At 65.6% G+C, this 18,078-nt stretch carries 14 protein-coding genes and 1 tRNA gene; 10 read left to right on the top strand and 5 right to left on the bottom strand.

Features of this window, described 5'->3' with window-relative positions:
* Positions 1 to 56: 56 nt before the first annotated feature.
* The 4 genes from G570_RS07920 (at position 57) to G570_RS07905 (ending at position 5,071) form a co-directional block, all read left to right on the top strand.
* Positions 57 to 707 carry a queuosine precursor transporter gene (locus tag G570_RS07920; protein WP_037500981.1) on the top strand — a complete coding sequence of 217 codons (651 nt, stop codon included), beginning with the start codon at positions 57 to 59 and terminating at the stop codon, positions 705 to 707.
* Between the two features lie 238 nt (positions 708 to 945).
* On the top strand, positions 946 to 3,573 hold the full coding sequence (locus tag G570_RS07915) for a TonB-dependent receptor (protein ID WP_051504550.1): 2,628 nt from the start codon (positions 946 to 948) through the stop codon (positions 3,571 to 3,573).
* Positions 3,574 to 3,682: 109 nt separating this feature from the next.
* Positions 3,683 to 3,756 (top strand) — tRNA-Gly (locus G570_RS07910).
* A 91-nt stretch (positions 3,757 to 3,847) separates the two neighbouring features.
* Positions 3,848 to 5,071 carry a TCR/Tet family MFS transporter gene (locus G570_RS07905; RefSeq protein ID WP_037500975.1) on the top strand — a complete coding sequence of 408 codons (1,224 nt, stop codon included), beginning with the start codon at positions 3,848 to 3,850 and terminating at the stop codon, positions 5,069 to 5,071.
* On the opposite strand, the gene G570_RS07900 is transcribed toward G570_RS07905, so the two are convergent.
* Positions 5,068 to 5,820 (bottom strand): competence/damage-inducible protein A, encoded by a 753-nt coding sequence (locus G570_RS07900; RefSeq protein WP_037500972.1) that lies wholly within the window; start codon positions 5,818 to 5,820, stop codon positions 5,068 to 5,070. The genes G570_RS07905 and G570_RS07900 overlap by 4 nt on opposite strands.
* A gap of 47 nt (positions 5,821 to 5,867) precedes the next feature.
* On the opposite strand from G570_RS07900, the gene map reads away from it, so the two are divergent.
* A complete protein-coding gene (map, locus tag G570_RS07895) occupies positions 5,868 to 6,695 on the top strand; it encodes a type I methionyl aminopeptidase (RefSeq protein ID WP_037500969.1) in 828 nt (275 codons plus the stop codon).
* Between the two features lie 11 nt (positions 6,696 to 6,706).
* Here the strand turns inward: map and G570_RS07890 are convergent, their stop codons facing one another.
* Both G570_RS07890 and G570_RS07885 read right to left on the bottom strand, forming a co-directional pair.
* Positions 6,707 to 7,120: a MerR family transcriptional regulator gene (locus G570_RS07890; RefSeq protein ID WP_037500966.1), complete on the bottom strand. Its 414-nt coding sequence runs from the start codon at positions 7,118 to 7,120 to the stop codon at positions 6,707 to 6,709.
* 210 nt (positions 7,121 to 7,330) lie between these two features.
* Complete coding sequence (locus G570_RS07885) at positions 7,331 to 8,089, bottom strand: phosphocholine cytidylyltransferase family protein (RefSeq protein ID WP_037503991.1); 759 nt, start codon at positions 8,087 to 8,089, stop codon at positions 7,331 to 7,333.
* Between the two features lie 142 nt (positions 8,090 to 8,231).
* Here G570_RS07885 and G570_RS07880 point away from each other — a divergent pair, with 142 nt between their 5' ends.
* The 5 genes from G570_RS07880 (at position 8,232) to G570_RS07865 (ending at position 11,856) form a co-directional block, all read left to right on the top strand.
* The gene (locus tag G570_RS07880) at positions 8,232 to 8,570 is read left to right on the top strand and encodes a P-II family nitrogen regulator (RefSeq protein ID WP_037500963.1); all 339 of its coding nucleotides are present in this window, start codon (positions 8,232 to 8,234) and stop codon (positions 8,568 to 8,570) included.
* A gap of 155 nt (positions 8,571 to 8,725) precedes the next feature.
* Positions 8,726 to 8,947: a helix-turn-helix domain-containing protein gene (locus G570_RS07875; protein WP_037500960.1), complete on the top strand. Its 222-nt coding sequence runs from the start codon at positions 8,726 to 8,728 to the stop codon at positions 8,945 to 8,947.
* Between the two features lie 287 nt (positions 8,948 to 9,234).
* Entirely contained in the window at positions 9,235 to 10,647 is a 1,413-nt protein-coding gene (gene glnA, locus G570_RS07870; protein ID WP_037500957.1) for a type I glutamate--ammonia ligase, read from the top strand.
* Between the two features lie 97 nt (positions 10,648 to 10,744).
* The gene (locus G570_RS13725; RefSeq protein ID WP_156930393.1) at positions 10,745 to 10,900 is read left to right on the top strand and encodes a hypothetical protein; all 156 of its coding nucleotides are present in this window, start codon (positions 10,745 to 10,747) and stop codon (positions 10,898 to 10,900) included.
* A 23-nt stretch (positions 10,901 to 10,923) separates the two neighbouring features.
* On the top strand, positions 10,924 to 11,856 hold the full coding sequence (locus G570_RS07865) for a PilZ domain-containing protein (protein WP_037500953.1): 933 nt from the start codon (positions 10,924 to 10,926) through the stop codon (positions 11,854 to 11,856).
* On the opposite strand, the gene G570_RS07860 is transcribed toward G570_RS07865, so the two are convergent.
* Together G570_RS07860 and G570_RS07855 are read right to left on the bottom strand one after the other, a co-directional pair.
* A complete protein-coding gene (locus tag G570_RS07860) occupies positions 11,853 to 16,016 on the bottom strand; it encodes a translocation/assembly module TamB domain-containing protein (protein ID WP_037500950.1) in 4,164 nt (1,387 codons plus the stop codon). The two genes, G570_RS07865 and G570_RS07860, sit on opposite strands and share 4 nt — an antisense overlap.
* The gene (locus G570_RS07855) at positions 16,017 to 18,038 is read right to left on the bottom strand and encodes an autotransporter assembly complex protein TamA (protein WP_156930392.1); all 2,022 of its coding nucleotides are present in this window, start codon (positions 18,036 to 18,038) and stop codon (positions 16,017 to 16,019) included. It lies immediately after the preceding gene.
* Positions 18,039 to 18,078 lie beyond the last annotated feature (40 nt).

The following is an 18,078-nucleotide window of genomic DNA, read 5'->3' as shown; positions in this document are numbered from 1 at the left end:
AGCGGTCAAACGGAAATGGACTTGCCCCGCGCCGAAATCTGGCTAGGCCTTCGGCGATGAACGACAGCAGCGCGCCCGCCGGCATCTCCAAATCGCTTTTCGGCTTTTCGATCTTCTACGGCGGCATGGTGTGCATCGCCGGCGTACTCGGCAACAAGCAAGTCGCGATGGGGCCGCTGGCGGTCGAGGCCGGCATTTTCGCCTTCCTGCTGCTGGTCGTCACGTCGAGCGCGATCGCCGAACTTCACGGCCGCGAGGTCGCCAACAAGCTGGTGCTGATCGGTTTCGTCCCGCTGGTCGCCTCGCTGCTGCTGACACTGGCGGTGCTAGCCGTTCCGGCTTCGCCCGACATGCAGCCCGAACGCCTCGATGCGTTCAACCTGATGATGGCCGGCACCCCGCGAATCTGGGCGGCCGGAATAGTCGCCTACGGGACGTCGACCTTCCTCAACGTCACCATCTTCAGCTGGCTCAAGGGCCGCGAAGGCGGGAAGCTCCTGTGGCTCCGCGCTGGCATCTCGAGCGTGCTGAGCCAGATCGTCGACACGCTGCTGTTCATCAGCATCGCCTTCTACGGCGTTTTCCCGATCACTGAATTGCTCGTCGGGCAGATGATCGCGAAGGTCGTATTGTCGATCGTGCTCGTCCCGGCGCTTGTTTACCTGTTCGTCGGCATCGGCCGAAAGCTGGACGCCCAGCCCGCCTAACTGACAGGCTTGTAAAGACGCATATTTTTGCTAATGGCCCCCGCATAGTCGCGCGGGGTGGCGTCGGCTGAGTGGGATTTTTGCAACGGCAATTTGAAAAAGGTGATGCCCGACAGGGTGGTCACCTTTTTGTCTTATTCTGCCCCTAGCCGCCCCGTGTGCCTAACGGATTAGGCAACTCTTTTTACTGGGGTTCAACGTGAAGAAACTGATTCTGCTTTGCTCGACGGCCGTCGTGATGCCGACCGCCGCCTTTGCCCAGTCGACCGGCTCGGTCGACTTCGACAAGGAAATCGTCGTCACCGGCACTCGCACCCAGGAAGTCGGCGGCGTCCAGACTCCTGACACGTCGAAGGCCAAGGCCGTCCTGACGCAGGAAATGATCGCGCGCCAGAACCCCGGCCAGACCATCCTCGACACCGTGAACCTGGTTCCGGGCGTTAGCTTCCAGAACAACGACGCTTACGGCTCGTCGGGCGGCACGCTGACCATCCGCGGCTTCGATTCGTCGCGCATCAGCCTCACCTTCGACGGCATCCCGCTGAACGATTCGGGCAACTACGCCATCTATTCGAACCAGCAGCTCGATCCGGAGCTGATCGAACAGGTCAACGTCAACCTCGGCACCACCGACGTCGACAGCCCGACCGCGTCGGCCGTCGGCGGCACCGTCAACTACCGCTCGATCACCCCGGACAAGAAGATGGGCGGCCGCCTGTCTTTCTCGGTCGGTCAGTTCGACTTCCGCCGTTTCTTCGGCATCTTCCAGACCGGCGAGCTGACCTCGTCGGGCACCCGCGCCTGGGTTTCGGCCTCGACCGCCAAGAACGACAACCCGTTCAACAACTATGGCAAGGTCAACAAGCAGCAGTACAACGCCAAGGTGTACCAGCCGCTGGGCAACAACGGCGACTTCATCGCCCTTGCCGGCCACTATAACCAGAACCGCAACAACTTCTTCGGCTCGCTGCCGCTGCGCTGGGACACCACGCAGAGCGCGACGAACCCGGCGCCGCGCGTCGTCGGTTCGGGCACGAACAACCGCTTCCCGCGCACTGCCGACCAGCGCGAATATGACATCAACTACCCGTGCACGACCGACGTCGCGCAGAACGGCGTTGCCGATGTCGCCAACACCTGTGGCACCGAATTCGACCGTCGCTACAACCCGTCGAACACCGGCAACATCCGCGGCTCGTCGCGCTTCACCCTGGCGCCGGGCGTCGTCCTCACCGTCGACCCCAGCTTCCAGTATGTGAAGGCCAACGGCGGCGGCACCATCACCGGCCGTGAAGGTTTCCGCACTATCGGCGGCGTCCAGTACACCGGCTTCATCGGCGGTCAGTACTACTTCGGTGCCGACCTCAACGGTGACGGCGACAAGCTCGACACCTGCTCGCCCGCCGGCTCGGGCTGCTCCAGTTCGAACTTCAACGGCGTCACCCTGCTCGCGCCGAGCCAGACCCGCACCAAGCGCGTCGGCGTCATCTCGGGCCTGCGCTGGGACATCAACGACAGCAACACCGTCCGCCTGTCGTACACCTACGATCACGCCAACCACCGCCAGACCGGCCAGCTGCTGGGTGTCAAGGCGAATGGCGAACCGATCGACGTGTTCCCGGTCAACAGCCCGCTGGTCGACGAAAACGGCAATGCCGTCCAGAAGCGCGACCGCCAGAGCTATGCGATCCTTCACCAGATCGCCGGTGAATATCGCGGCGAATTCGGCGACCTGACGGTCAACGTCGGCGTCCGTGCGCCGTTCTTCAAGCGCCAGCTTGACCAGCGTTGCTTCACCACCTCGGCGGGCGGTTTCATCGACTGCCTCGGCGACCCGGCCGACATCGCAGCTTATGCGCTGGCCAACCCGTACAGCTACAATTCGACCACTGGCGTCGTGACCGGTTATGCGCCGCCGCAGAAGCGCACGCTGACCTATCACAAGCTGCTGCCGAACCTGGGCCTCGTCTATGACATCACCCGCAACCTGTCGGCCTTCGCCAGCTATGCCAAGGGCCTGTCGGTCCCGGGTACGGACAACCTGTACAACAGCTTCTACTACCCGCAGGGCACCACCCCGGCGAAGCCGAAGCCGGAAACGACGGACAGCTGGGACCTCGGCCTCCGCTTCCGTTCGACCAAGGTGCAGGCGCAGCTGTCCGGTTGGTTCACCAAGTTCAACGACCGTCTGGCCTCGGCCTACGATCCTGACCTGAACCAGACCGTGTACCGCAACCTCGGCCGCGTGAATAAGTGGGGCCTCGACGCCTCGATCGCTTATTCGCCGATCAAGGAACTGACGCTCTACACCTTCGGCTCGATCAACCGTTCGAAGATCATCGACGACGTGCTGAACGGAGAATGCAACGCGACCCAGATCCTGGCCGCCAACCAGACCTTCGGCTGCACCGTGCTCGGCGCCCCGATCTACGCCCAGACTGCCGGCAAGCGTGAATCGGGTACCCCGACGCACACCTTCGGCACCTCGGTCCTGGCGACGCTCGGCCCGATCGACCTTGGCGCGACCGCCAAGTTCACCGGCAAGCGCTACATCTTCGACAACAACGATCCGCTGTATCGCGGCAAGATCGGCGTCACGACCCAGCAGCAGATCTTCCCGAACGCTGCCCCGGGCTACTGGCTGGTCAACCTCGATGCGCGCGTCAACATGGGCTACTTCGACGAAGGCCTGAAGAAGACCTACGTCCAGTTCAACGTCTACAACCTGTTCGACAAGTTCTACGTCGGCGGTTTCGGCGGTGGCCTGGCCCAGTCGATCTCGAGCAGCATCAACTGGGGCAACCCGCCGTTCGTGCAGATCGGTGCGCCGCGCACTGCCAGCGTGACGGTCAGCGTCGGCTTCTAAGCCTTCGCGCCATAACAAAGATTGCGGCGTCGCCTTCGGGCGGCGCCGTTTTCTTTTGGGCGCTTGACGGTCGCGGGGCTGCGTGGCACCGCTCCGGCCACGCCTTCGGGCGGGTGTAGCTCAATGGTAGAGCAGAAGCTTCCCAAGCTTACGACGAGGGTTCGATTCCCTTCACCCGCTCCAAAATCCTGACTGCCGGGGGCTGTCTTGATTTTGGAGCGCGCCGGACTGATGGTCCGGCGGCGACTTTGGCTCCCAGACACAGGCGGTTGATATGAACAGCACGGCCGCCCGCATCCCCCACGCCGCCCCCTTCATCCTCGTCACGGTGCTGATCGACGCGATAGGCTTCGGCATCATCATCCCGACGCTGCCGCGCCTGATCATGGAGGTCGGCCACATCGACCTGCCGCGCGCGACGCAGATCGGCGGCTGGCTCGCCCTCCTCTACGCGGTGGTCCAATTCGTCGCCGGGCCGACCGTCGGAAACCTGTCCGACCGCTTCGGCCGCCGTCCCGTCCTGCTCGGTGCGCTGGCCGGCTATGCGATCGATTATGCGCTGCTAACCATCGCCAACAGCCTGCCGCTCTTCTTCCTCGGCCGTGCGCTCGCCGGCCTGTTCGGCGCCACCTATGGCCCGTGCCAGGCCGCGCTGGCCGACATCACCCCGCCCGCCCAGCGTGCGCGGGTGTTCGGGCTGGTCGGCGCCTCGTTCGGCATCGGCTTCGTCGTCGGCCCGGCGATCGGCGGTCTGCTCGGCGAATTCGGCCACCGCATCCCGTTCGCCGCCGCAGCCCTGCTGGCCGGGCTGAACTTCCTTTACGGACTGTTCGTCTTCCCGGAAACGCTGAAGTCCGAGCTGCGCCGACCGTTCAACTGGCGCCGCGCCAACCCGCTTGGCGCCATCGCGGTCGTGCGATCGATCCCGGGACTGCCGTGGGTCGTAGTCACCTATTTCGTGTGGCAGATCGCCAGCCTCGTCTACCCGTCGGTCTGGTCCTACTACACCATCGCCAATTTCGGCTGGTCAAGCGGCCGCATCGGGGCGTCGCTGGCGGCGGTGGGGATCGCCATGGCCTTCTGCCAGTTCTTCCTGACCGGGAGGATGGTGGCGCGTTTCGGCGAGCGCCGGACCGCGCAGATTGGCCTGGTGGGCGCGACCTGCGGCTTTGCCGGATACATGCTGATCGACAGCGGCACGATCGCGCTCATGTTCATCGTCATCATCGCGATCCAGTCGCTGGTGCAGCCTTCGCTGTCGGCAATGCTGTCGCAACGCGTTCCGGCCGATGCACAAGGCGAGGTGCAGGGCATCGGCGGCAGCGTCATGGCGCTGGGCGCGGTGTTTGCGCCGCTGCTCTACAACCCGGCGCTCGCCTATTTCACCGGCGACAGCGCCCCGTTCCGTTGGCCCGGCGCACCGTTCGCCATCGCCGTGGTCTTTGCGCTGATCACCATGGTCACGCTGGCCAAGACACCACGCCGCCGCGCGGCCTAAATTCCGCCGGCAACGGGTTCATATCCCGCCTCGGCCAGTCCCGCCGCCAGCGTACCGGCCACCGCATCGGCCTGCCCCTGGTCTTCCGACCGGACCACGAAATTGGCCCCCACCCGCCCCTCGCGGAAGAACGGGTAACTGCCGATGGACACGCCCTCGTTGGCCTTCTCGGTCGTCCGGAGCAGTTCGGCCACCTCGCTCTCCGGCGCAAAGGCGCCGAGCGTGACGCTGACCAAGGGCCGCCCGCCCTCAAGCGTCCCGGTGAGCGCGTCGAGCATCCCCGCCGTGATGTGCGGGACGCCTGCCATCAGAAACAAATTGCCGATTTTCAGCCCCGGCGCGCCCGACATCTTGTTCGGAATCAGTTCCGCGCCTTGCGGCGCCCGCGCCATCCGCAGTCGCCCTTCGTTGAGCCCGCCGCGGGTCTCGTAATAGCGTTCGAGGATCGCCCGCGCTTGGGGATGGACGATCACCTCGACGCCCAGCGCCTTCGCCACGGCGTCGACGGTAATGTCGTCGTGCGTCGGCCCGATGCCACCGGTGGTGAAGCAATAATCGTAGCCGGTGCGAAGCGCATTGACCGCCTCGACGATACGCTCCTCGACGTCGGGCACGACGCGCACGTCGCGCAGGCGGATGCCCTGGACGTTCAGCCAGCTGGCAACCTGCGCGATATTCTTGTCCTGCGTCCGGCCTGACAGGATCTCGTCCCCGATTACCACCAGTCCCGCCGTCCACACCTTGCCCACGCACGCCTCCGTTCGACTTTTCCGCCGTCGCACCCTATCTAGGCCGCATGACCGAATATATCCACGTCGGGCCTGAAGACCGGGCCGAACCGCGCAGCCATGTGATCAAGCTCCACGACGAAGCGGGCTTCGAAGGTATGCGCAAGGCCGGGCGGCTGGCGGCGGAAATCCTCGACGAGCTGACCAAGCATGTCGTTCCCGGCGTCACCACTCAGGAACTCGACGACATCGTCTACCGGATGACGGTCGACGCCGGCGGCGTGCCCGCGACCCTCGGCTATCGCGGCTATACCAAGAGCTGTTGCACCTCGATCAACCATGTCGTGTGCCACGGCATTCCCGGCGAAAAGGCGCTGAAGGACGGCGACATCGTCAACATCGACGTCACCCCGTTGCTCGACGGCTGGCACGGCGACACCAGCCGCATGTTCTTCGTCGGCGACGTTCCGATCAAGGCGAAGAAGCTGGTCGACGTGACCTATGAATGCCTGATGCTTGGCCTTGAACAGGCCAAGCCCGGCAACACCATCGGCGACATCGCCCACGCCATCCAGACCCATGCCGAAAAGCATCGCTATGGCGTCGTCCGCGATTTCTGCGGCCATGGCCTCGGACGCCTGTTCCACGACAGCCCCGAAGTCGTCCACGCCGGCCGCGCCGGCAGCGGGCCCGAGCTTCGCCCCGGCATGTTCTTCACCGTCGAACCGATGATCAACATCGGCCGCGCCGACTGCAAATTGCTCGACGACGGCTGGACCGCGGTCACCCGCGACCGGTCGCTGTCGGCGCAGTTCGAGCACAGCATCGGCATCAACGAAACCGGGCACGAGATATTCACGAAGAGCCCGAGGGGCCTCGACCGCCCGCCCTATTAAGTCGGCGTCGTTCAGTTCGCGCGGTCAAACGCATCCAGGATTGGGCAAGGTCCGGCCGCCGAATGGGCACAGGCCCTCGCGAGCCGACTGAGCGCGTCACGCGCTTCGGTCAGCTGGGCGATCCGAAGATCCAGTGCCGCGACCCGGTCCGCTGCCATCTCACGAACCCGCGCACGATCGTCGGACCGGTCCAATTCGATCAGTTCGCCGATCTCGCTTAGGGTGAAGCCGGCGGTCTGTGCGGATCGGATAAATTTCAGCCGCCGCACATCCTCGGCACCGTATCGCCGCACTTCGCCGCCGACGCGCGGCGGCTCGGGCAGCAATCCGCGCCGCTGATAATAACGGACGGTTTCGACGTTGACACCGACTGCCTTGGCAAGACCGCCGATCGTATCTGAATTTTTCGCTTGATTCCGTACCATGGTACGGATGCCATAAGCCTTTTGTCCGCTGTTGGACAGAAGGAGAAAATGTGATGGAAACGAAGAACACCGCCGCCTGTGGCTGCAACCCGTGTCGCTGCAAGGCTAAGGGCTGCAACTGCAGCCCCTGCAACTGCAAGCCCTGCAATTGCTAAATTAACCGTTCGCCGCCCTGCCATTGGCGGGGCGGCTCTTCGCCGGCAGCCTCGGTCAGCCTCGCTGAACGGCGTCATCCCACCGCTTGGTCAGTGCCGCGGCAGCCGCCACATCCTCCGGGAAATCGACCTCGCCCCATTCATGGCCGTTGATGTCGAACGTCCACACGTCGCTCGTTTGGGCGATGTGGTGGATGACGCGCAGGTACCAAATGGTGGTGCCTTCCTTGGTCCGCATGGCTTGTTCGATCGCCGCGCGGAAGCGGGCGGCGCCGTCGCCGCGGAAGGCGAGCAGGCCGATGCTCTCCGCATTGACCCCCGCCGCGATGCGCTTGCCGATGGCGCGCAGGCGGCCGCTGTCCTCGTCGCGGACGACCTTCATGTCGTCGTCGTCATAACTGTCCTTGCGGTCGACGGTGACGCAGATGCCGTCTCGATCGTTCGCCACCACCGCCGCCATCAGCGCATCGCTGACCAGCGTGTCGCCGTTCCACACCAGCGTGTCGCCATCGATCGCGTCGCGCGCGACGAATAGCGAGCCGAGGTTGTCGGCGACTTTGTAGAAGGGGTTGAAGACGGTCCGCACCTCCGGCCCCTCTCCGGCCGCGCGGCGACGGTCGAGCGCGGCTTCAATCGCATCGTCGCGAAAGCCGGTGACGACGGTCGCCATCTCCACCCTGTTGGCGGCCAGCACATCGAGTTGGCGGTCGAGCAACGTGCGGCCGTTGAACTCGATCAGGCACTTGGGCCGGTCGCTGGTCAGGTGGCCGAGACGCGAGCCCTGGCCCGCCGACAGGATGATGGCTTTCTTCATGGCCTGCGCGTCTGCCGACCAATTGCGGCAGCGGTTTGACAACCCCTCGCCTGTTGAAGATTTCGCACTGCAGCATGAAAATATGGCGTTTGCGTTCCGGCTGTGCCTAATATCGCCGCGAGATCCATTAGCGAGGCGGGCCGTGAAGAAGATCGAAGCCATCATCAAACCGTTCAAGCTCGACGATGTGAAGGACGCGCTGCACGAAGTGGGCGTGTCGGGCATCACCGTGACCGAGGTAAAGGGCTTCGGCCGCCAGAAGGGCCATACCGAGCTTTATCGCGGCGCCGAATATGTCGTCGACTTCCTGCCCAAGGTGAAGATCGAGGTGGTTGTCGAGGAAGACCTGGTCGACCGCACCATCGAAGCGATCGAGGCCGCGGCCAAGACCGGGCGCATCGGCGACGGCAAGATCTTCGTCCTTCCCGTTGAACAGGCGGTGCGCATCCGCACCGGAGACCGCGGGCACGACGCCATCTGAGCCGCCGAGCGAAACGGAGCGAAGCGAGCGTCGTTGCGCGAGAGACGGCGAGGATCGGACGGCCTGTCGCAGCGCATACAGGACCGACTGCCTGAATTGACGTCAGGCCGGTCTGCGCTTCCGTTCGCCAAATCCCTCCGCTACCACGTCCTGCAATGACCGACGCCGAGGACCCGAATCTCAAGGCATCCATGTCGCCGGAGGAGCTGCGCCGCCACATGCGCGCGCTCGGCTACAAGACCCAGTCCGACCTTGCCGGCGCGATCGGCGTCAGCCGCTCGGCGGTCAGCCTGTGGCTGGAAGGCAAGGTCGGCGTCCCCCGCCCGGTCGCGATGCTGCTTAGGATGCTCGTGCAGGCGCAGCGGCGGGTTTATTGAGTCAGCCAGACTAACAGAACATAGCTACCAACAAAGAAGACAGGAACGGCCGCCAGCGTCACTAGCCAAGCGGCAAGTCGACCGAACCGCCTATCGATTGCATCGTAGAACGCTTCGAAAAGGTCCTGCACCACGACGTAGAATGATTCCATCGCAAAGGCATGACATATCCCCGTGAAATCTTCACCCCAGTCGTGACTCCGTAACGCCCTTCTGGAATCGCTCGCTGCAACAAACCTGCAGGGGGGCCTGCGGGTGATTCTGTTCACCTCCGGAGCATAGACATCATGGCAAGCGCAGCGTCCAAAGTCCTGAAAATGATCGAAGAAAACGAGATCGAATATGTCGATCTGCGATTTACCGACCCCAAGGGCAAGTGGCAGCACCTGACCATGGTCGCGTCGGTCATCGACGAGGATATGCTGACCGACGGCTTCATGTTCGACGGTTCGTCCATCGCCGGCTGGAAGGCGATCAACGAATCCGACATGATCCTGATGCCCGACCTCGACGCCACCTATGTGGATCCGTTCTCGGCGACCCCGATGCTGATCCTGGTCTGTAACATCGTCGAGCCGGGCACCGGCGAGCTTTACGCCCGCGATCCCCGTTCGACCGCGACCCGCGCCGAAGCCTATCTCAAGGCCACCGGCATCGGCGACACCGTGTTCGTCGGCCCGGAAGCCGAATTCTTCATGTTCGACGACGTCCGGTTCCACGACGGCTATGCCGGCTCCGGCTTCGAAATCGACGACATTGAGCTGCCTACCAACACCAACAAGCAGTATGAAGGCGGCAACCTGGCCCACCGTCCGCGTGCCAAGGGCGGCTATTTCCCAGTCGCGCCGGTCGACAGCGCCGTCGACATCCGCGGCGAGATGGTCTCGACCATGATCGAAATGGGCCTGCCCTGCGACAAGCATCACCATGAAGTCGCCGCCGCCCAGCACGAACTCGGCCTCACCTACGGCAAGCTGGTCGAAACCGCCGACCGCATGCAGGTGTACAAGTATGTCGTGCACATGGTCGCCCATGCCTATGGCAAGACCGCGACCTTCATGCCCAAGCCGATCGCCAAGGATAATGGCAGCGGCATGCACACCCACATGTCGATCTGGAAGGACGGCAAGCCACTGTTCGCCGGCAACGGCTATGCGGGCCTTTCGGAAACCGCGCTCTACTTCATCGGCGGCGTCATCAAGCACGCCCGCGCGCTCAACGCCTTCACCAACCCGACCACCAACAGCTACAAGCGGCTGGTGCCGGGCTTCGAAGCGCCGGTGCTGCTGGCCTATTCGTCGCGCAACCGTTCGGCCTCGTGCCGCATCCCTTATGGCGCGGGCGAAAAGGCCAAGCGCGTGGAATTCCGCTTCCCCGACGCGATGGCCAACCCTTATCTCGCCTATGCCGCGCTGCTGATGGCTGGCCTCGACGGCATCCAGAACCGCATCCACCCGGGCGAGGCGATGGACAAGAACCTGTACGACCTGCCGGCCGCCGAACTCGTCAATGTCCCGACCGTCTGCGGTTCGCTCCGCGAAGCGCTCGGCGCGCTGGCGAGCGACAAGGAATTCCTGCTCAAGGGCGACGTCTTTACGGCGGACCAGATTGACGCTTATATTGAGCTCAAGTGGGAAGAGGTGATGCGGTGGGAAACCACGCCGTCGCCGGTCGAATTCGATATGTATTACAGCGCCTGATCCCCCCGATCACAGGCCGTTGTAGTGGGCGCCCTCCCGATGACGGAGGGCGCCCTTATTTTTGCCCCATCAACCATTTGGCAACGCCTTCGCGCGCATGCTCGCACGCATGGGCTGCCAGCTTGCCATCGATCCGTCCTTCGCGCGAAGCCTGCCCGGCCCGCGCCTGCCGGCCTTGGGTGCAAGCGAGCGCCGCCGTCCGTTCGCCCGGCAGCATGAGGACCGACTGGTCCGCGATACGCCGTTCGACTGACCTGTACCCGGGGGAAGAAGCCGTTGACCAACCAGTTCCGCGCCGCCGTGCTAGCCGGGAAAACCCCGGGCAAGCCTGAGCAACTACTCGCCGACAAGGCGGGCAAGGGCAGCGAAGCGGACGCGCTGTCGTCGGTGGGCGTCGCGCGTGACAGCGGACGGACCCAGGACCATCGCTGGAACGACCGTCATCGGCTGAACGACGAGAAAGCCGCGCTCGACTTCCGCGGGGAACGGGTCGAGGTCGACCTGGTTAACCTATCGGCCGGCGGAGCAATGGTTCGCGGCGATTTCGAGCCGCGGCTGTGGGAGCGGGTCGAACTTATCCTGGGTGACGGCTCGCCGATCGAGTGTGCCGTTCGCTGGATCCGGCGCGATCGCTTCGGGCTGGAATTCGCGCACGAAACGCAGATCGATTGCGACCATGGCGTTCGCGACGAACTGCTGCTCGACGTCATCCGTCGCAGCTTTCCCGACCTCAAGGCCGGAAAGGCGCCCGAGCCGCCGGCGGTCGAGGAGGAAGCGGTCATTCTGCCCGAGCAGCCGGAGGAGGCGCGCCGCGATGCCCAGCGTCACCCGCTGATCTGGATGGGCGACGTCCTCTACAATCACTCGTCGGACCGCGTCCGCCTGCGCAACATTTCGCCGACCGGCGCCCTGATCGAGGGCGAAGTCGAATATCCCGTCGGCGTCGAACTATACCTTGACCTCGGCGAAGCGGGACAGGTGTTCGCCTTCGTCGCCTGGGCGCGCGGCGGGCAGTCCGGGCTTACGTTCCGCGAAACGTTCGACCTCAAGAAGCTGGCGCTGGCCAAACCGACCGTCACGCCGCAGCGCTGGGCCCGCCCGGGCTTCCTGCGCACCGCGACCGAGGCGGACAGCCCCTGGGCGCAGCAGTGGCAGCGCGCCTCGCTCGAAGAGCTGAAGGCCGAGCTCGAAGGTTATATGAAGCGCTAATAATCCTTGCTGATGCGGACGTTGGCGCTGGTGCGGCCGATCGTCGACACAGAAGACAGCAACGACAGCCAGCGGGTCACCTGGAATTCGATCCGCGTCGCCGAATAGCCCTGCCCGTCGGTGATCACCTCAACGAACAGCCTGCGCCCGATATATTTGCCTGCCGATAGCGACGTCTTCTGCCCCGTCGAGATATCGGCCGGCAGGATCCGCAGCCGGTCGAGGCCAACCGCGCGCCGTACAGCGTTGATCGGGTCGAGCCCGCCGCCACCCGACTGCAGCGACGTCACCGCGGCGGCCAGCTGGAGCGCTTCCGGCGCGCTCAAATTGGTGATCGACGTACCGAACAGCATCCGAGACAGAAGTTCGTCCTGCGGCAGCTGCGGGACCGATGCGAAACGGATTTCCGGCTTCAGCCCGGTGCCCGTCACCACCACGCTGGCGTCCAACCCCTGCACCTGCGCTTCCGCCCTGATGTCGAGCAGCGGATCGGGCGGGCTTTCGCCGCGGAAGCGGATGGTGCCCTTAGACAGGCGGAAATTGCGCCCGGCGAAGTCATAGTCTCCGCGGATCAGTTCTGCCGTCCCGTTGAGCCTCGGCGCATCGGCCGTGCCACCAACCTTCAGCTTGGTCGACCAGCGGCTGTCGATGCCCAGCCCGCGTACCGTCAGCGGTCCGCCGTCGACGTCGAAATCCAGTCGCCACGGCGCCAACTGCTTGGCTTCGATGACCATGTCGCTGTCGAGGCCCACCTCGCGCACCGCAAGCCGCGGAACCGACGCCGCGGCGCTCGCCTGGCCCAGCGTGAAGCGGCCGCCGTCCAGCTTGAAGGTCCCGCTAATCACCCCGCCCGCGGCCTGCGACTTAATCGACAGCGGTCCGGTGACCGTCGCCGCGATATCGTCGCGCGCAAGCAGCCGTGCCTTTGTCGCCTGGAAATTGAGGTCGAGGCCGACCCCGCCGCCGGAGAAATCCACCGTTCCGTTACCGGTAACCGCGCCGCCGCCCGGCGTCGTTCCCTGGATCGAACCGAAGGTCAGTCGCGACCCGTCGAAGCGGCCGCTGGCGTTCAGGCCTTCGACGACTGTCCCCGTCACCGCGCTTTCGATCCTGGCGCCCTGCGCGCGGATCGAGCCGCGGATTTGCGGATCGACCAGCCGACCGCTGATGTCGGCGCCGACCGCGACCGGACCCGACAGGTCGAAAATCTCGATCCCCGACAATCGCCACAACGTATCCGCTGGCCCGGCATAGCGCGCCTGCAACTGCATCGGCGCATTCATCAATTCGGCCACGATCGGCCCGCGACCGAGCGGCGCGAAGCGTGCCTGCGCACGGCCGATGGTCTTGCCCCCGCTCACCGCCACCGCCCGAAGCGCTGCGCGCCCGTCGCGGATGACGGCGTTGACGCCAAGGTCGATCGGCTGCGACGCCAGTACCAGGCCGGCGCGGGTCAGGCGGCGAATGCGCAGGTTCGCGCTGCCCATCGGCTGGCCGACCCACTGGTAGTCGATATGGCCGCTGGCGATCCCGCCCAGCCGCGCGCCGGGCCAGACGATGTCGAGCAGCTGCATCGGCATGGCCTGGATTTCGGCGTTGATTTCGGGCCGCGACCCGGTCTGGCCGGACAGGGTGGCCTGCCCGCCGGCGAAATGGATGCGGGTCGGCTCGACCTCCCACCCGTCGCGCGTCGCGTTGAGCACCGCCGGGCTGGCCAGCGTGATCGGCCGCCGCGCCAACGTGCCGCGCCCGGTGATGCTGATCCGTTGCGGGGTCACGTCGGCGGCAAGGTTAAGGTCGAACTCGGTGCCGCGCGTTCCCGCGAGCGTCGCCACCACCTTGCCCGCCCCGTCGGTCATTCGCGCGGTGGCGTTGATCCGCGACAGCACGACGCCATCGAAGGTCACGCCTCGCCCGTCGATCGTCCCGTCGAAGCTCATCCGCCCATCCGCCAGCAGGACAGAGCCGTCGATCCGTCCGATGCGCACCGAAAGCGGATCTTGGCCACCCACCGAAAGTCGGTTGAGCGCCATCCTGACATCGATCTTCTGCGCGCCCTGTTGCGGCGAGAAGCCGAGCGTTCCCGCGAGTCCGCCCCCTGCCACCGTCAGGGTCCCGTTGAACCCGCCCGGATCGGATCTCAGTCGACCGGTTGCGGTCGACCCGGCGACGTTGAGCGCGGCGATGTCGATGACGGTGGGCGCACCCTTGGGCAGCAGGATCGCCCCGTTCGACGTGAACGGCCCGAGCCGCGACCCGCCCTTCGCACTGTAATCGAAGCCCTGTGCGGTGGGTACGAGGTTCAGCGTCACCTCGCGCAGTCCCAGCGCGTCGTTGGGCCGGTCGAGCAGCAACGTGACCCGTGGCCGCTCGATATGCCCGTCCAGCGTCAGCCGTACCGGACCATATTGCGCCTGGGTGCCGCGCGCCTCGATGAAGAAGGTGCCGTCCTTGCGACGGTAGCCCTGCCCCGACAGACGCAGCTTGGGCGAAGAGAGCTGGAGGTTGGTGAGGTGCAGGATCCCGTCCGGCCCGCGATCGAGGTTGGAGGTGATCTTCGGCAGCCCGCCCGTCAGCGAAGCGAAGAAGCTGTTGTCTAGCCGCCGCACCTGCGCCACCGCGCTTCCCGTCACCCGCGACCCATGCCCGTTGGGGCCCGGCACGACCTTGAGGTCGGTGGTGACATCGACGATGCCGATGCCGGGGATCAGATAGCGTTTGAGGCCGCCCGAAATGGCGACGTCGAACCGCCCGGTCTTGAGATCGATCAGCAGCGACAGCGTGCCGTTCACCTTGGCGCTGTTGAGGACGAGCTTCTCGCCGCGCACCAGCTTCGGGGTGATGTCCAGCATCCCCTTCACGCTGATGTTGGCCAGGATGCCGCCGGCCACGTCGCCGACGCCGGTGATGGCCCGCGCCTTGAGCATCAGTGCCACCTTCATCGGCCATGGCGACAGCTTGCCGCGCCCTTCGGCTCGCACGTCGATAAAGCCGGTATTGTCGAACGCGACCTGCGAGCTGGTCAGGCGATAGCTGTAGGCCGCGCGGTCCATCGGCCCGTCGAGCGTCCACAGCATGCGCACGTTGCGCCCGGTCATGTTGCGAAACAGCGCCGGCGGACGCAGCAGGTCGAGCCCCAAGCGCAGGCCGCGATAGGCGCCGGCCGCGAGGTCGACCGCGCCGCGCGCGACCACCCGAAGCGACGGCGACGCCAGCGCCAGTTCGCCGTCGAGGACGCGGTCCTTGAAGGTCGCGGTGCCGTTCACCCGGATCGACGGGGCGGTCAGCCGTTGCAGCCGACCTTTTAGGAAGGGTGCGGGCGCAAGCGTCCCCGACAGGCGATAGGTCCCGCTGTCGGCCGCAAGGTCGAGCGCGCCGTGCGGCTTGCCGTCGACCAGCAGCTTCAGCGCCCCGCGCCAGCGCGTCCAGGTGCCGTCACCGTCGATGGCAAGGTCGATCGGTCGCTTGAGCCCGACGATCGCGGGCAGCAGGCCGTCGGCAGGCGCCACCGCCTTCACGTCAAGGTCGAAGCGGTTGCGGTCGGGCTCGGCATCGAGCCGCGCGGCCAGCTTGTCACCGTCGATCAGCGCCAGTTTGAGGTCGACCATCGCCCGGCCGGCACGCACGTCGAGGCTCCCCGCCACCGATCCCGCACGCGCCGTTCCGGTTAACCCTTTCGCCAATTCCAGCCGGTCGATCTTCAGCGCGCCGATGTGGATGTCGAAACCGGGCAGGATCGGCCCCTTGCGACCGGTTTTGCGCAGCTTGGGCAACCGTTCCAGCCGCACCAGCCGGGCATCGAGGCTGTCGATGTGCAGGCTGTTGTACAGCCACGCGCCGGGCGCCCAGTCGACACTGATTTCGGGGCTAGTCAGGAACACGCCTTGCGGGTCGCTGACCGTCACGCCCTTCAGCTTCGCCTTGCCGAAAATCGACCCTTCGATCCGCGCTATGCCGATCTTCAGTCCCGTCGCCGTTTCCAGCTTGCCGACCTGGTCGACGATGAACCGGTGGCCCGGCGCAGTGTCGAGGAAGACCAGCCCGATCCCGGCCAGCGCCAGCAGCGCCAGCAACAGCACCAGCAATTCGTTCAGCAGTCGCCGCGCCCAATGCTTGCGCGGTTGCACGACGATGCGATCGGCCTGGCGGTCCGTTGGCATCTAGAAGGCCTGGCCCAGGCTGACCACGACCGCGACCCGCCCGTCACCGGGCTGGGGATTGAGCGGGGTGCCGACGTCGATACGGATCGGGCCGAAGCTGCTGTAATAGCGCAGGCCGATGCCGGCCCCGAGCTGCCACTGCTTGAAATCGGGTGTGGCCTCGGTCGACAGCGACCCGCCGTCGATGAATGGCACGACCCCGAAATTGCCGCCGAACGCCTTCAACTTAACCCGCGCTTCCAAACTGAACTCCGACAGGCTGCGGCCGCCGATCGGGGCATTGTCGATGTCGCGCGGCCCGAGCTGCTGGTAGCCGTAGCCGCGTACCGATCCGCCGCCACCCGAATAGAAACGGCGCGACGGCGCGATGCGATCGCGGGTCGCGCCCAGGATCGTGCCGAAACGCAGGCGAACGGCCACCACCCCCCGCTCGCTCACCGGACGATAGGCGCTGGCGTCGACCTGCGCCCGGACATAGCCGAAGGCGCTGCCCTGCAGGCTGACTTCGGGGCTGATACGCCCGCTCAACCGGAACCCGCGCGTCGGGTTCAACAGGTCGTCGCTGCCGTCATAGCCCAGGCTCGCGGGGATGGCGCCGATGAAGAAGGTCCGCCGCCGCTCCGCCCCGGTCGCTTCGATCGTGTCGCGTTCGTCGGACGCGATCAGCTCGGCGCCTAAGCTCCACGTCCATTTCTTCTGCCAGATGAAATTGCTCTGCCGTTCGAAGCCGCCGGACAGCGAAATGGTCTTCGCCTCATAAGCCTTGCGATCGATGTGACTGGCCAGGAACTGGGCGTTCAGCACCTGGTCGCGGCGCAGCCAGTTGTTGCGCCGGAAGGTCAGCGACGCGCCCTGTTCCTGCGTGCCTGCGACGCCGCGGACGGTCAACGCGCCCTCCGGGTTGAAGAAGTTGCGATGCTGCCAGCTGGCTTCCGCCCGGAAGCCTTCGCCGGTGCCGTACCCCAGCTCGCCCGCGATGGTCCGCATCGGCGCCGGGGTCAGCTTGACGTCCAGGTCGATGACTTCGCCGTTCTGCCGCGGCACCGGGGTTACCTCGACCGACCCCACCAGCCCTGTCGCGACCAGCGCGCGGCGCAGATCGTCGACATCGGGCTGGTTGTAGCGATCGCCTTCGTCGAACCGCGCGATGACGCCCAGATGCTTGGCCGAAAAGGCGGGTTCGCCCGACACCTTGAATTGGCCGAACTTGGCTACCGGTCCCGGCGTGACCGGAAGGACCAGCCGCGCGGTCTGGGTGTCATGGTCGACGACGATATCCTGGTCGCCGACCTTGGCGGTCGCGAAGCCCTCGGCGCCTAGCGCGACCTGCAACGCGATGCCCGCATCGATGACGTTCTGCGCCACCACCGGGTCGCCTTCGCGGACGGCGAAGGCGTCGCGCAGCTTGCCCGCTTCCTCGCCCGCGGCGGCGTCGAGCCCCGGCAGGTCGACCTGCGCGAACCTGTAGCGCGCCCCGGGCGTCGCCAGCAGTTCGACGAGCACGCCGTCGCTCTTCAGCTGGATGTCGGTATCGACCGACGCGTCATAATATCCTTGCGACCTCAGCAATTCCGCCAACAATTCCGCATCGGCGCGCGCCCGCCGGTCGATCTGCGCGGCGTTTGCCTGCTCCTTGCGCTCCGCCCGCAGCGTCGATCTTTGCTCGAACGCCTTCTGGATTGCCCCGTCGGTATCGATGCCGCCGAGCCCCTTCAGCTCCCACCGATAGCGCTGGGTCGAGGCAATATCGCTGATCTGGTCCGCACTGTCGTCGAAGGCGGCTTCGGCCTGGCCTTCATCGGCTTCCCCCGGCGCGGGCATCGGCGCGGGATCGGGAACCGACATGTCCGGCCATTCGACGTCGAGGTCGGGCATCGGATCCATCGGCGCCGCCGGATCGAGCTCTGCCGGATCGCTGGCGGGCGCCTGCTGGGCGTGTAGCGGCGCGGCCAGCAGCGCCAGCCCGGCCGTGCCTGCACGCAACAAGGATGCGGCCACCCGCCTCGACCCACGCCTTCCCATCGGCGTCAGCCTAGCACGGACTGGCGCGCGCGCCAGCACT

It is taken from the genome of Sphingomonas jaspsi DSM 18422, assembly GCF_000585415.1.
GTDB classification, from domain to species: Bacteria; Pseudomonadota; Alphaproteobacteria; order Sphingomonadales; family Sphingomonadaceae; genus Sphingomicrobium; species Sphingomicrobium jaspsi.
The sequence above is the reverse complement of the archived record's forward strand: the minus strand, read 5'-3'. Positions and strand labels throughout refer to the sequence as shown.

Coding starts and splice junctions, on each gene's coding strand:
- G570_RS07920 (WP_037500981.1), top strand. CDS start 57: ATGAACGACAGCAGCGCGCCCGCCGGCATCTCCAAATCGCTTTTCGGC.
- G570_RS07915 (WP_051504550.1), top strand. CDS start 946: ATGCCGACCGCCGCCTTTGCCCAGTCGACCGGCTCGGTCGACTTCGAC.
- G570_RS07905 (WP_037500975.1), top strand. CDS start 3,848: ATGAACAGCACGGCCGCCCGCATCCCCCACGCCGCCCCCTTCATCCTC.
- map (WP_037500969.1), top strand. CDS start 5,868: ATGACCGAATATATCCACGTCGGGCCTGAAGACCGGGCCGAACCGCGC.
- G570_RS07890 (WP_037500966.1), bottom strand. CDS start 7,120: ATGGTACGGAATCAAGCGAAAAATTCAGATACGATCGGCGGTCTTGCC.
- G570_RS07885 (WP_037503991.1), bottom strand. CDS start 8,089: ATGAAGAAAGCCATCATCCTGTCGGCGGGCCAGGGCTCGCGTCTCGGC.
- G570_RS07875 (WP_037500960.1), top strand. CDS start 8,726: ATGACCGACGCCGAGGACCCGAATCTCAAGGCATCCATGTCGCCGGAG.
- glnA (WP_037500957.1), top strand. CDS start 9,235: ATGGCAAGCGCAGCGTCCAAAGTCCTGAAAATGATCGAAGAAAACGAG.
- G570_RS13725 (WP_156930393.1), top strand. CDS start 10,745: ATGCTCGCACGCATGGGCTGCCAGCTTGCCATCGATCCGTCCTTCGCG.
- G570_RS07860 (WP_037500950.1), bottom strand. CDS start 16,016: ATGCCAACGGACCGCCAGGCCGATCGCATCGTCGTGCAACCGCGCAAG.
- G570_RS07855 (WP_156930392.1), bottom strand. CDS start 18,038: ATGGGAAGGCGTGGGTCGAGGCGGGTGGCCGCATCCTTGTTGCGTGCA.